Source organism: Bradyrhizobium genosp. A, assembly GCF_049949275.1.
In the GTDB taxonomy this organism is placed as follows: Bacteria; Pseudomonadota; Alphaproteobacteria; order Rhizobiales; family Xanthobacteraceae; genus Bradyrhizobium.
In genome coordinates this window covers 8,137,929-8,151,525 of the sequence record NZ_CP188196.1, presented here as the reverse complement: position 1 = coordinate 8,151,525, position 13,597 = coordinate 8,137,929, and the positions used below count along the sequence as shown (strand labels likewise).

12 protein-coding genes are annotated in these 13,597 nt (G+C 64.1%); 6 read left to right on the top strand and 6 right to left on the bottom strand.

The window, feature by feature from the left end; genetic code table 11:
* Positions 1-63 precede the first annotated feature (63 nt).
* Positions 64-1,422 carry a Rieske 2Fe-2S domain-containing protein gene (locus ACP2YP_RS38230; RefSeq protein WP_426421442.1) on the bottom strand — a complete coding sequence of 453 codons (1,359 nt, stop codon included), beginning with the start codon at positions 1,420-1,422 and terminating at the stop codon, positions 64-66.
* A gap of 113 nt (positions 1,423-1,535) precedes the next feature.
* Between ACP2YP_RS38230 and ACP2YP_RS38225 the strand changes: the two genes are divergently transcribed.
* Both ACP2YP_RS38225 and ACP2YP_RS38220 read left to right on the top strand, forming a co-directional pair.
* Complete coding sequence (locus tag ACP2YP_RS38225) at positions 1,536-2,321, top strand: IclR family transcriptional regulator domain-containing protein (protein ID WP_426421441.1); 786 nt, start codon at positions 1,536-1,538, stop codon at positions 2,319-2,321.
* A gap of 77 nt (positions 2,322-2,398) precedes the next feature.
* A complete protein-coding gene (locus ACP2YP_RS38220) occupies positions 2,399-2,731 on the top strand; it encodes a PRC-barrel domain-containing protein (protein WP_027533153.1) in 333 nt (110 codons plus the stop codon).
* Between the two features lie 12 nt (positions 2,732-2,743).
* On the opposite strand, the gene ACP2YP_RS38215 is transcribed toward ACP2YP_RS38220, so the two are convergent.
* From ACP2YP_RS38215 to ACP2YP_RS38205, 3 genes are all read right to left on the bottom strand, one after another.
* Complete coding sequence (locus tag ACP2YP_RS38215) at positions 2,744-3,178, bottom strand: VOC family protein (RefSeq protein ID WP_426421440.1); 435 nt, start codon at positions 3,176-3,178, stop codon at positions 2,744-2,746.
* 69 nt (positions 3,179-3,247) lie between these two features.
* Complete coding sequence (locus tag ACP2YP_RS38210; protein ID WP_426421439.1) at positions 3,248-4,081, bottom strand: helix-turn-helix domain-containing protein; 834 nt, start codon at positions 4,079-4,081, stop codon at positions 3,248-3,250.
* A 108-nt stretch (positions 4,082-4,189) separates the two neighbouring features.
* Complete coding sequence (locus ACP2YP_RS38205) at positions 4,190-5,098, bottom strand: helix-turn-helix transcriptional regulator (RefSeq protein ID WP_426421438.1); 909 nt, start codon at positions 5,096-5,098, stop codon at positions 4,190-4,192.
* A gap of 152 nt (positions 5,099-5,250) precedes the next feature.
* Here ACP2YP_RS38205 and ACP2YP_RS38200 point away from each other — a divergent pair, with 152 nt between their 5' ends.
* From ACP2YP_RS38200 to boxB, 4 genes are all read left to right on the top strand, one after another.
* The gene (locus ACP2YP_RS38200) at positions 5,251-6,792 is read left to right on the top strand and encodes a benzoate-CoA ligase family protein (protein ID WP_426421437.1); all 1,542 of its coding nucleotides are present in this window, start codon (positions 5,251-5,253) and stop codon (positions 6,790-6,792) included.
* 260 nt (positions 6,793-7,052) lie between these two features.
* A complete protein-coding gene (locus ACP2YP_RS38195; protein WP_426421436.1) occupies positions 7,053-7,871 on the top strand; it encodes an alpha/beta fold hydrolase in 819 nt (272 codons plus the stop codon).
* Between the two features lie 125 nt (positions 7,872-7,996).
* Positions 7,997-9,685, top strand: a complete 1,689-nt coding sequence (gene boxC / locus ACP2YP_RS38190) for a 2,3-epoxybenzoyl-CoA dihydrolase (RefSeq protein WP_426421435.1) — start codon at positions 7,997-7,999, stop codon at positions 9,683-9,685.
* Between the two features lie 146 nt (positions 9,686-9,831).
* Positions 9,832-11,283 (top strand): benzoyl-CoA 2,3-epoxidase subunit BoxB, encoded by a 1,452-nt coding sequence (gene boxB / locus ACP2YP_RS38185; RefSeq protein ID WP_426421434.1) that lies wholly within the window; start codon positions 9,832-9,834, stop codon positions 11,281-11,283.
* Positions 11,284-11,458: 175 nt separating this feature from the next.
* Here boxB and ACP2YP_RS38180 read toward each other — a convergent pair whose 3' ends face one another.
* Positions 11,459-12,259 carry an SDR family oxidoreductase gene (locus tag ACP2YP_RS38180; RefSeq protein WP_426421433.1) on the bottom strand — a complete coding sequence of 267 codons (801 nt, stop codon included), beginning with the start codon at positions 12,257-12,259 and terminating at the stop codon, positions 11,459-11,461.
* Between the two features lie 183 nt (positions 12,260-12,442).
* Positions 12,443-13,501, bottom strand: a complete 1,059-nt coding sequence (locus ACP2YP_RS38175; RefSeq protein ID WP_426421432.1) for a polysaccharide deacetylase family protein — start codon at positions 13,499-13,501, stop codon at positions 12,443-12,445.
* Positions 13,502-13,597: the final 96 nt, after the last annotated feature.

Genomic DNA, 13,597 nt, shown 5'->3' with positions numbered 1-13,597 from the left:
CGTCCGCGGAGACAGACTGGATTGCTTCGCTGCGCTCGCAATGACGAGGATAGGCCGTCACCGTCACTCCGCCGCCGTCAGCCGATGCACATTGTCGGCGATCTCCTTTGGCACCGGCGCGGTCCACGGCGCGCCGCGGCGGCGCTTGACGTCGACTTCCATCCAGTAGGTTTCCCAGCCGCGCGTCGGCCCGATGCCGTCCATGGTCGCCGGGCCCTGAATGGAGCGCGCATTGGCCTCGTCCAAAAACAGCATCGGCTTCTCGCCGCCGCCGACCTTCTCGATCTCCTGCCGCAGCAGGCGGCGATATTGCACGATCGCCTTGTCGCTCGAGCCGAGATGCTCCTTGGTGCGGTCCTGGATCGCGCCCATCGATTCCACCGCCCACTGGTCGTGGACGTTGATGTCGTTGCCCATGCCGGTATAGGTCGCGGTCTGCTGCTCGTGCGGATCGAAGCCGTAATCGTTGCTGCGGTTCTTGCGCGACTTGTAATCCGGCAGCTCGTAGAGCTCGAGCCTCTGGTCCCGCATTTTCTGCTTGTCGACCGGGTTCGAATAGCTGGTGAAGATCGCGTACCAATAGCAATTCTCGTCGTCGGCCGGCACGTGCCACTGCGTGATCGTCATCTCCGTGCTCATGGGAATGACGAAACCGTGCGGGAACAGCTGGTTGGTGACGCGCACATGCGTCCGCTCCTCGTCGATCTCGCGCAGCGCGATCAGCCGGAGCCCATACTCGGTGTGCTCGACATTGATGATCGGACGGTCGTATTCGCGCAGGATCTTTGTCATCGGCAGATCAGAACCTGCGGAGGCACCGCGGAACTGCTTGCCATAGGCCGTGGAGGTGTCCTCGTCCTCGAAGAAGCGGTGCAGATAGGAGGCGTGCGCGGGATCGATGCCGACCTCCAATGCCTGCAGCCAGTTGCAGGCCATGTGGCCCTTGAATGCAAAGGTGTGCGTACCGGGCGCGACGAAGCAGTCGAGTTCCGGAAATGCCGGCGGCTCGCCCTCGCCGAGCCAGGCCCAGAGGATGCCGCTCTTCTCCACCACGGGATAAGAGCGTTGGCGGATGTTCTGGCAGAGTTTTGAATCCTTGGGCTCGGCCGGCGTCTCGATGCACTGGCCGGTCGCGTCGAACAGCCAGCCATGGAAGGCGCAGCGCAGGCCGCCATGCTCGAGCCGTCCGAAAGCGAGGTCGGCGCCGCGATGGGCGCAGTGGCGATCGATCAGTCCGTAATGTCCGGTCTCGTCGCGGAACAGCACCAGGTTTTCGCCGAGCAATTTGACGGGACGGATCGGCCGCTCGCCCTCGAGCTCGTCGACCAGGGCCGCCGGCTGCCAGTAGCTCCGCATCAGCTTGCCGCACGGATCTTTCGGCCCGGTGCGGGTGATCAGGTCGTTCTGCTCCTGGCTCATCATGGCGGTCGCGTCCTTTTTCCGGAGGGGCGTTTTGTTCGCCTATTGAACGAATGGGCGAATTATGACATGCCTAGGAAAGGCAGCAAGCACTATTTTTCAGGACGATCCCACCGATGCCCAAGCTGAAGCGGAGCGAGACTGACGAGCGCGCGACGGATTTCGTCGAAGCCCTCGATCGCGGCCTGCGTCTCTTGCAATGCTTCGGCACCAACGCAGGCCCGATGACGCTGAGCGATCTCGCTCGCGCCGCCGAGCTGCCGCGCGCCACCGCGCGACGCATGCTGTTCACGCTCCAGCGCGGCGGCTTTGTCAGTGGCGACGGAAAACTGTTCTCGCTGACGCCGCATGTGCTGACGCTCGCGGCGTCCTATCTGCGTTCCAACCAGCTCGTCACGGTGTTGCAGCCGGTGCTCGATCGCGTTGCGACCGCGGCCAATGAAATATCTTCGCTCGCGGTGCTCGATGGCGACGACGTCGTGTTCATCGCGCGCAGCAGCCCGGCACGGATGTTCTCCGGCGGATTGGAGATCGGCTATCGGTTGCCGGCGTTCTGCACCTCGGTCGGCCGCGCCATGCTCGGTCAGCTTGACGATGCCGATCTGCTCGCGCGTTTGAAGGGGATGAAGCGCGAGCCGCTGACGCCGCAGACCGAGACCGATCCGAAGGCGCTGCGCGCATGCATCGCAGCCGATCGCGCCCAAGGCTACTCTCTGGTCGACCGCGAGGCCGAGCCGCATTTTCGCTCGATCTCGGTTCCTGTGCGCCGCTACGACGACGTGATCGCCGCCGCCATCAACATGGGCGCCCATGTCGACCGCGTGCCCGCGCGGGAGTTGGTCGAACGATTTCTGCCGCTGTTGCGCGAGGGGGCGGAATCGGTGCGGTCGCAATTGCTGTAGCTCACCCTACAACCGGCTTCGCTCATCCGAGCGAAAGCGCTATAATGCGGAAAACACCAGAAATCGAGGAGGACGCCATGCAACACACCATGGTTCCCAGTGATCGCGTCGAGCGCGTCGCCGTTTACGGACGCGACGGCAGCAAGCTCGGCACGATCGAGCGATTGATGCTCGACAAGGTGAGCGGAACGGTCACTTACGCGGTCATCAAGACCGGCGGGCTGCTCGGCACTCGCCATCATTATCCGGTGCAGTGGGGTGCGCTGAAATACGACCCCAGTCATCAGGCCTTCCAGGTCGCACTGACGCTGGAGGAACTCAGCAGCGGCCCGTGCGAGTTCGACGGCGACGCGTTCGACTGGGGCGACCGCTCGCAGCCCTACCCGCATCCGAACTACTGGTCGGTCTAGTCGGGGGGCGGCTCAGCCGGGCAGCGGCTCTTCGCCGACCTTGGGCCAATAGGTACCAAAACTCCAAAGTCCGCCCTCGGGATCGCGGGCCGCGAAATCGCGGCTGCCATATTCGGTGTTGCGCAACTCCATCTCGATTCGAGCGCCGGAGGCCTTGACCTTGTCGTGGAGCGCGTCGGGATCGTCGACCGCAAGATAGACCGCATCGGTCCGTCGCCCGCCGAGATCGCCCACGAGCTTGGTGTACTCGTTGTCCCGATCCTGGCCGAGCATGAGGATCGACGAGCCGAACATCAGCTCGCCGTGGATGACCTTGCCGTCCCTCCGATAGATCACACGCTCGGTGAAGCCGAGCACGTCCTTCAGCCAGGTGATCATGGCCTCGGCGTCCTTGCAACGCATGGTGTGGTAGAGGCGCGGCGCTTCGTTGCCATTCTGCTGGTTCATGAAACTCTCCAGATCGTTTGCGCCACCAAGCTAGTCCAGGTCGCATCGGCCGGCTTGAACAAATGGGACCTATCCGCCAGCGTCGCGCAGCAGGCGTGGGTCTGCGCGTTCCAGCCGCGCCGCCCATCCGGTCGGAGTTTCGCCACAAAACACCCGGAAGTCGCGGGCAAGATGCGCCTGGTCGGCATAGCCGGCGTCCGCGGCGATGGCGGCCCAGCCATCCACGGCCTCGGAGCGGGCGAGCCGGCAGGCGCGGTGAAAGCGCAGCATCTGCGCCAGCATCTTGGGCGCCACGCCGATCTCGTTGTAAAAGCGGCGGGTGAAATGCCTGCGGCTCCAGCCGATGTCGGCGGCGATGTCAGCGATCCGCGCCGAGCCCGCGCTCCGCCACAACATGTCGAGCGCCGAGGCAATCGCCGGCGACGGCTCATGCACGGCCCTACGCAGCACGAAATCTTCCACGATCTCAAATCGCCGCTGCCATCCCGCGGCCTCGGCGACCTGGGCGGCGAGGCTTTCTCCAGCACGCCCCAGGACGTCGTCGAGGCCGACGATGCGCGCGGTCAGATCGGGCACCGCTCCTCCATAGAAGCGGTAGGCGCCGAGCGGGGTGAAATCAACCTGGACGCACTCGGCGCGGCCGTCCGACTCGATCAGGACGGGTCCGGGAAAAAGCCCGGCTGCAAAGCTCGGTCGACCGTCTTCACTCTTCGGCCGGCGGCCAAGCGCGATGCGGAATGGTGTTCCCAGATTCACGAGTAAGGGCAACGCGAGCGGCGCCGCGTGCCGGAAGCCGGCCAAGCCAAGTCCGCGCTCGCGGTAGAACGATATGCTGGACACCAGATGCGCAAGGTCCGGCGTGGCCGGCCGGCGGATGACATCGGGAACTACGCTTGCGTCCATCGCATGTCTCACTGCTTCGGCGCGTAACATAGCCATGCGGGCGCGCGTGACCAAGGGCACGCAGCGCAACGCTGCTTCAGCGATTCCGTCGAGGCGAGAGCATTTGCCCTACAGCGCCACGCTACGCAGCCCGAAGCTGCGGGCTTCGTTTTGCAGCACCGGCCGCACCGCATCGATCAGCCGCGCAGCCGCGGCATCGACCGACAGCCCCGCCGTATCCACCACCGCCGTCGCGCGCGCATACAGCGGCTCGCGGCTCAGCAAAATGTTGCGCAGTTCGGCCATCGCAGAGCGGTCATCCGCCATCGGGCGCAGGTCGCCCTGGCGGCGGACGCGGGCCATGTGCTCTTCGGGCTCGGCCTTCAGCCAGATCGTGTAGAACGACGACAGGATCTGGTCGAATGTCAGCGGCTCCGAGACGATGCCGCCGCCGGTCGCCAGCACCATCAGCTCGTTGCGTGCGAGCAGCTGCTGCAGTGCCGCCTGCTCCATGCGGCGAAAGCCTTCCTGGCCGTAGAGCGCGATGATCTCGGCGACCGAGAGGCCGTTCTGCTGCTCGACCTCCTTGTTGAGCTCGACAAAGCTCCAGCCGATCTTTTTCGCCAGCATCCGCCCAAGCGTCGATTTGCCGGCGCCGCGCAGGCCGATCAGCGCGATGCCGCAGAACGGCGCGCGCCGCGGTGCCGACGCACTGCCGCCGGCGAGCAGATCCTTGGCTTGCGTGATCTGCGCCGGTGTCGCCTTGCGCAGCAGGTCGCGGAACATCTGCCAGTCCGGCGTCGGATCGGCTGAGGGCAGCAGGTCTTCCAGATGCGCGCCCATCGCGTCGGAGACGCGACGCAGCAGCACGATCGAGACATTGCCCTTGCCGCTCTCGAGCTGCGCGATGTAGCGCTCCGAAATTCCTGATACCTTGGCGAGCACCTTGCGCGACATGCCGCGCAGTGCGCGCATGGTGCGCACGCGCTGGCCGAGCTGTTCGAGAAAGCGGGATTCGGCGTCGGGACTGTCGGTCATGAGCCTTCTTTAGCGGATACCTTTTTAGCGGATACCTTCTTTAACGGAGGTCCTGCGACGCGTTTTAATGAAACATAGTGCCTGCTGGCATTGACAGCAAGCTGTCACAGTGTCTTTCTATGAATTATAATTCTAAATTCGGGGAGACGACCGTGAGCGAGGGATCCTACAACGCGGTGACCTGGCTGCTCGACCGTAACGTCGAGGAGGGCCGCGGCAACAAGACCGTGTTCGACGACACCGTCTCGCGGCTGACCTATGGCGAGCTCCAGCGTGAGACGCGGCGTGCGGCGAACATGCTGCGCCGGCTCGGCGTCCGCCGCGAAGAGCGCGTGGCGATGATCATGCTGGACACGGTCGACTTTCCGGCCGTGTTTTTGGGCGCGATCCGCGCCGGCGTGGTGCCGGTGCCGCTCAACACGCTGCTGACCGCGGACCAATACGCCTACATCCTCGCCGACTGCCGCGCCCGCGTGCTGTTCGTCTCGGAAGCGCTCTACCCCGTTATCAAGGACGTGGTCGGCCGCATGCCGGATCTCGAGCATGTCGTGGTCTCCGGCGCCAAGCAGAACGGCCACAAGCAGCTCGCTGAAGAGATCGCCGATGAGAGCGATCGGTTCACGACGGCTGCGACGCATCCGGACGAACCGGCGTTCTGGCTCTATTCGTCGGGCTCGACCGGCATGCCCAAGGGTGTGCGCCACATCCATTCGAATCTGCAGGCGACGGCCGACACCTATGCGAGGCAGGTGCTCGGCATCCGCGAGAACGATATCGGTCTGTCCGCGGCAAAGCTGTTCTTCGCCTATGGCCTCGGCAATGCGCTGACCTTCCCGATGTCCGTCGGCGCCACCACGATCCTGAACAGCGAGCGGCCGACTCCGGCGCGCATGTTCGACCTGATGAACAGGTACAAGCCGTCGATCTTCTACGGCGTGCCGACATTGTTCGCGGCGATGCTGAACGACGAGGCCATGAAGAGCGAGCGCGGCGGCGGCGCCTTGCGCATCTGCACCTCGGCCGGCGAGGCGCTGCCGGAATCCGTCGGCTACAGCTGGAAATCGCGCTTCGGTGTCGACATTCTCGATGGCGTCGGCTCGACCGAGCTGCTGCACATCTTCCTCTCGAACGCGCCGGGCGACATCAAATACGGCTCGTCCGGCAAGCCTGTGCCAGGCTACGCGGTGCGGCTCGTCAATGAAGCCGGCCAGGATGTCGCCGACGGCGAGGTCGGCGAGCTCCTGGTCGATGCGCCCTCGGCCGGCGAAGGCTATTGGAATCAGCGCCACAAAAGCCGCCGCACGTTTGAGGGTCCGTGGACCCGCACCGGCGACAAATATGTCAGGGATGCCGAGGGCCGCTACACCTTCTGCGGCCGCGCCGACGATATGTTCAAGGTCTCCGGCATCTGGGTTTCGCCGTTCGAGGTCGAGAGCGCGCTGATCACGCATCCCGCCGTGCTGGAAGCCGCGGTCGTGCCCGAGGCCGATCCGGAAGGGCTCTTGAAGCCGAAAGCCTTCGTCGTGCTGCGCCCGGGTGCGACGACGAGCGACTTGCAGGAGATGCTGAAGGAGCACGTCAAGCAGAAGATCGGCCCATGGAAATATCCGCGCTGGATCGACGTGGTCGATTCGCTGCCGAAGACGGCGACGGGAAAGATCCAGCGGTTCAAATTGCGCGAGGGCGCGAATTGAGCGGGCGCGCGTGCCGAGTGTGACTGATGCTGCCGCGGCAACCTCCGCTGTGCTCCCTCCCCCCTTGCGGGGGAGGGCGGGGGAAAGGGGTAGCCCAGCAAACGGTGTTTGCTATCGCGCACCAGATGTTCTTCGTCACACCGGGAGTCCCCGTGTGGCACCCCTCTCCCTAGCCCTCCCCCGCAAGGGGGGAGGGAACGACTGAGCGTGTGGCGCGTGATTGCGTTCCACGTTGGATACGACGGAAGAAGAGTGATAGCATGACCAACCTCACCCCCACCGGCTTCCTCAGCATCGGCTGGGCCAGCCTCGAATACAAATGGCTCGCGCCGGAGAGCGCCGATGCGCCGACCATCGTCATGCTGCACGAAGGCCTCGGCTCCGTCGGCCCGTGGAATGATTTTCCGGAGAAGCTCCAGCAAGCGACCGGCGCCGGCATCTTCGCCTATTCGCGCGCGGGCTATGGCCAGTCGAGCCCGGTGACGCTGCCGCGGTCGCTCGACTACATGCAGCGCGAGGCGCTCGATGTGCTGCCGAAAGTGCTGGACGCGATTTCCTTCAAACGCGGCCTCCTGCTCGGCCATTCCGACGGCGGCTCGATCGCGGCGATCTATGCCGGCGCGCATCAGGACCATCGTCTGCAGGGCATCGCGCTGATCGCACCGCATTTCATCGTCGAGGACATCTCGGTGAAGTCGATCGCCGCGATCAAGACCACCTATGAGACCACCGACCTCAAGGCAAAGCTCGCGCGCTGGCACAAGGACGTCGACAACGCCTTCTACGGCTGGAACGGCGCCTGGCTCGATCCGAAATTCCGCGACTGGGACATCTCGGAATATCTGGCCTACATCCGCATTCCCGTCATGGTCGTACAAGGCGTGGACGACCAATATGGCACACTGCGTCAGGTCGAGATTGCGCAGGAAGAATGTTACTGCCCGGTCGACGTGGAAGTCATTTCAGGCGCGGGGCATTCCCCGCACCGTGACGCGCCCGCAGCGACGCTTGACGCGATCGAACAATTCGCAAGGGCGGCCCTGCGCGACGATCAGGGACTGCAGGGACGCGCCGCGTGAGCTTGCGGCCGCCCCAATCTTCATGAAACAAAGTGCATACCGCATCCGTTAACGACTAGACGTGCCCAAAAATATGCACTATTGTGCATCTAACGGTAAAACCTAGACGAGCTCAAGGGTGGCCCATGGCCGGGGAAGATCGGCGCCTCGCAGGCGGCGCGACATTCATCGATTTCCAGACCGAACCGTCCCGCTACAAGCACTGGAAGCTGGCGGTCGACGGTGACGTCGCGACGCTGACCATGGACGTCGACGAGAATGGCGGCCTGTTCGAGGGCTATCTGCTCAAGCTCAATTCCTACGATCTCGGCGTCGACATCGAACTTGCCGACGTGGTCCAGCGGCTGCGCTTCGAGCATCCCGAGGTGAAAGTCGTGGTGATGCGCTCGGCCAAGAACCGTGTGTTCTGCGCCGGCGCCAACATCCGCATGCTCGCGGGCTCGACCCACGCCCACAAGGTGAACTTCTGCAAGTTCACCAACGAGACCCGCAATGGCATGGAGGATTCATCCGAGAATTCCGGCCAGCGCTTCATCACGGTCGTGAACGGCTCCGCCGCCGGCGGTGGCTATGAGCTGGCGCTCGCGACCGATCACATCATCCTCGCCGACGATGGCGCATCTGCAGTGGCTCTGCCCGAAGTGCCGCTGCTCGCGGTGCTGCCCGGCACCGGCGGGTTGACGCGTGTGGTCGACAAGCGAAAAGTGCGCCGCGACCACGCCGACTTCTTCTGCACAATCGAGGAAGGCGTGAAAGGCAAGCGCGCCGTGCAATGGCGGCTTGTCGATGAGATCGCGCCGAACTCCAAGTTGGAAGCCAAGATCGTCGAGCGTGCCAAGGAGTTCGCGGCCGCGTCGAAGCGCAAGGGCAGCGGCAAGGGCATCGCGCTGACGCCGATCAAGCGAATGATCGACGAGACCAGCATTCGCTACGGCTTCGTCACCGTCGATCTCGACCGCACTGCCCGCATTGCCACCATCTCGATCAAGGCGCCGGAGGCAGCGCCGCCTGCCGACATCGACGGCATGATGGCGCAGGGTGCGTCGTTCTGGCCGTTGCAGGTCGCGCGCGAGCTCGACGATGCCATCCTTCACTTGCGCATCAACGAGCTCGAGATCGCCATGCTGGTGTTCAAGAGCCATGGCGATCGCGCCCACGTGCTCGCCGGCGACGCCTTCCTCGAAGCCAACAAGGCGCACTGGCTGGTCAACGAAATCCGCCATTACTGGAAGCGTGTGCTCAAGCGCATCGACGTCACCTCGCGCACGCTGGTGACACTGGTCGAGCCCGGCTCCTGCTTCGCCGGTACGCTCGCCGAGCTCGTTTTCGCTGCCGACCGCTCCTACATGCTGATCGGCACGCGGCAGGGCGACAATCAGCCGCCGCCGTCGATCGAACTGTCGGCGATGAATTTCGGCCCCTATCCGATGAGCCACGGCCTGACGCGGCTTCAGTCGCGCTTCCAGGCCGATCCGGCGGATGTGGAACGTGCGGAAGCCACGCTCGGCACCGCGCTCGACGCCGAGCAGGCCGAGGAGCTCGGCCTCGTCACCTTCGCGCTCGACGACATCGATTGGGACGACGAGGTCCGCGTATTCCTCGAAGAACGCGCCAGCTTCTCGCCCGACAGCCTCACCGGCATGGAAGCGAGCCTGCGCTTCGTCGGCCCTGAGACGATGGAATCAAAGATCTTCGCGCGCCTCACCGCGTGGCAGAACTGGATCTTCCAGCGCCCCAACGCCGTCGGCGAAGAAGGCGCGCTACGCCGCTACGGCAGCGGCCAGAAGCCGAAATTCGATATGACGAGAGTCTAGCTATCGTGTCCCGGGCGCGGCGCAGCACGAAGTGATGCGACGCAGAACCGGGACCCACAAAGACCGAGCAATAGGTCCTGGCTCAGCAGTGCAGCACTTCGCGCCGCACTGCGTCCGGGACACGAGACGGAGCAAGGAGCACGGCCATGAACATGAACATCATGAACGTCGACTACTCGACCAAGATTCCGAACAACGTGAATCTCGCCGAAGACCGCCAGGTGCTGAAGGCGCTGGAAGGCTGGCATCCCGGCTACATGGACTGGTGGAGCGACATGGGGCCGGAAGGTTTCCAGGAATCGCTGGTGTATTTGCGCACCGCTTACTCCGTCGATCCGCGCGGCTGGGCCAAGTTCGACTACGTCCGCATGCCCGATTATCGCTGGGGCATTCTGCTGGCGCCGCAGGAAGAGAACCGCGTCGTTCCCTTCGGCGAGCACTTTGGCGAGCCTGCCTGGCAGGAAGTCCCGGGCGAATATCGCGCCATGCTGCGCCGCCTGATCGTGATCCAGGGCGACACCGAGCCGGCTTCCGTCGAGCAGCAGCGCCATCTCGGCAAGACCGCGCCCTCGCTCTACGACATGCGCAATCTGTTCCAGGTGAACGTCGAGGAAGGCCGCCACCTCTGGGCGATGGTCTATTTGCTGCAAAAGTACTTTGGCCGCGACGGCCGCGAGGAAGCTGACGATTTGCTCCGCCGCCGTTCCGGCGATGCGGATAGCCCACGCATGCTCGGCGCCTTCAACGAGGCGACGCCGGACTGGCTGTCCTTCTTCATGTTTACCTACTTCACCGACCGTGACGGCAAGATGCAGCTGCACTCGCTGGCGCAGTCGGGCTTCGATCCCTTGTCGCGCACCTGCCGCTTCATGCTGACCGAGGAAGCGCACCACATGTTCGTCGGCGAGACCGGCATCACTCGCGTCGTGCAGCGCACTTGCGACGCGATGCGCGAGGCCGGCATCACCGATCCTTCTGAGATCGCTAAGGTCCGCGCGCTCGGCGTGATTGATCTTCCGACCATCCAGAAGAAGCTGAACCTGCACTACACGCTGTCGCTTGATCTGTTTGGCTCGGAGGTCTCGACCAACGCGGCCAACGCCTTCAACACCGGCATCAAGGGCCGCTATCACGAGACCCAGATCGACGACGATCACCAGCTCAAGAATGCCACCTATCCGGTGCTGAAGTTCATCAACGGCGAGATCAAGCTGGTCGACGAGCCGGCGCTGACCGCGCTCAACATGCGCCTGCGCGACGATTACAGCCAGGATTGCGTCAAGGGCATGCTGCGCTGGAACAAAGTGATCTCGACCGCGGGCTACGACTTCAAGCTGACGCTGCCGAACGTCGCTTTCCACCGCCACATCGGCGAGTTCAAGGACGTGCACGCGACGCCCGACGGCATTTTGATCGACGATGCCACCTGGGCCAAGCGCAAGGACGAATGGCTGCCCTCGATCGCCGACGGCGACTTCATCACCTCGCTGATGCAGCCCGTCACCGAAACCGGCAAGTTCGCGTCATGGATATCGCCGCCGAAGGTCGGCATCGACAACAAGCCGGGCGATTTCGAGTACGTGAAGATCGAGTCATAAACGTCGGGTCTGACGCTGGCCCAACACGAATAGTGTCATCACCCGCGAAAGCGGGTGATCCAGTATTCCAGAGACAGTGGAGATAAATCGAGAGGTCGCGGCGTACTGGATGCCCCGGTCAAGCCGGGGCATGACAGTGAGTATGTGCTGAGGGAGAGGCGCTAGCCCCCTCCGCCTACCCCGCAATCTCCAGCCCCGCATTCGCGTAAACCACGCCGCCATCGACCGCGATGGTGTTGCCGACCACGTAGTCGCCCGCGCGCGAGGCGAGGTAGATCGCAACGCCTGCCATGTCCTCGTCGGTGCCGATGCGCCGCGCTGGAATGCGCTTGGCGACATCATCCGAATGGTCGCGTGCGGCGCGATTCATGTCGGATTTGAACGCGCCCGGCGCGATCGCGGTGACGTTGATGTTGTCCTTGATCAGCTTCGTCGCCATGCGCCGCGTCAGATGGATTACGGCAGCCTTGCTCGCAGCGTAGGAATAGGTCTCGCCGGGATTGACGAAGATGCCGTCCACGGACGCGATGTTGATGACCTTGGCGGGCCGCTCGCGCGAGGCCGCCGCGCGCAGCGGCGTGGCCAGCGCCTTGGTCAGGAAGAACAGCGATTTGACGTTGAGGTCCATCACCTTGTCCCAGCCGCTTTCGGGGAATTCGTCGAACTCCGCGCCCCAGGCCGCACCGGCATTGTTGACGAGGATGTCGAGCTTGGGCTCGAGCTTGATGATTTCGGAAGCCAGCTTGTTACAGCCTTCGACGGTCGAGATGTCGATCGGCAGCGCGATGCATTCGCCGTCATATTGCGCCGAGAGTTCTTTCGCCGTGGCTTCGCACGGACCGGCCTTGCGCGCGGTGATGTAGACCTTCGCGGCTCCTGCGCCGAGGAATCCGGCCGCGATCATCTTGCCGATGCCGCGCGAGCCGCCGGTCACGAGAGCGATGCGGCCTTTGAGCGAAAACAGATCGTTGGACATGGTGCCTCCCTTGGGTTGGCGCCGTTTTGAGCGCCGCGGGAAGGGGAGTCAAGGAACGCGCCGCTGGCTCCGCCCTCATCCTGAGGAGCGCGTCAGCGCGTCTCGAAGGATGCGGGCGGCCCATCCTTCGAGACGCGCTCCTTTGGAGCGCTCCTCAGGATGAGGGCGGGGTGTGCGGATGGATTAAGCCGCGGCAAACCGGCGAAAGCCGTTCCACATCGCGGTCGCGGCGCCCGATGTCAGCACCGGCAAGATTCGCGCGTCCTGGTAGTTGCCGTTGAGCGAGACGCGCGGCAGCGCGGTCATGTGGCCCGCGTTCTCTGCGAACAGCATGCCGGGCCGCGTCGTTACCGCGGTCTTGAAGCCGGCGGATGCGGCCAGCGCGAATTCGCGTATCCCAGCGGCCTCGCGGTCGCCATAGGGATAGGCGAGATGCAGGACCGGGCGCTCCAGCGTCTGCTCGATCCGCACCCGGCTTACGGCTATCTCCTGCGCGGCGATCTCCTCGCTCTGCTTGGCGAGATTGCAATGGCTGATGGTGTGGGCGCCGATCGTGATCAGCGGATCGGCGGCGAGCCGCTTCACCTCGTCCCAGGACAGGCAGAGGCTGTGGCACAGCGCTTCCATGTCGACACCATGCGCCGTGCAGAGCGCCTCGATCTCGCGCTTCAGATCATGCTCGCCCGGCAGCGCGCGCAGCCAGTCGTGCAGGCGATCGAATGCCGTCTGCTTCGAGGCAGGCGTGCTCGCATCGAGCCGCAGCGCGGAATGGCCGATCTGCACGTCGACGTGGTCGGCTTTGGCGATAACGGCCTCCAGCGCGTTCCACCACAGCCGTCCAGTGCCCTCGGCAAAATCGCTGGCAACATAGATGGTCGCGGGCGCGTCAAATTCACGCAGCACCGGCAGCGCGTGGTCCCGATTGTCGCGATAGCCGTCGTCGAGCGTGAAGGCGGCGAAGCGGCGGTCGAACCTGCCCTGTACCAGCCGTTCGTGCAACTCGTCCATGCTGACGATGTCGATCTCGCGCGAGCGCAAATGGCACAGCGTCGCACGCAGGAAATCGGGGGTGACCTCGAGATGCCGGTTCGGCTGGAACGTGGCCTCACGGGCCGGCCGCACATGGTGCAGCATGAAAATGGCGCCGACACCCGACAGCAGCGGACGCAGCAGATGGTGCGCCCCGCTGAAATAGAGTGCTCCCAGCCCGGCGCGAATGACATTATTGCGGAGTTGTTTCATGACCGGCTGGCCGCCCCCTGGGCATTCCGCCTGCAACTTAGGGTGTGACCCTTGAAGAAAAAGTTATTCCAATTGTTCACGTGGGGCCCCTGAAAG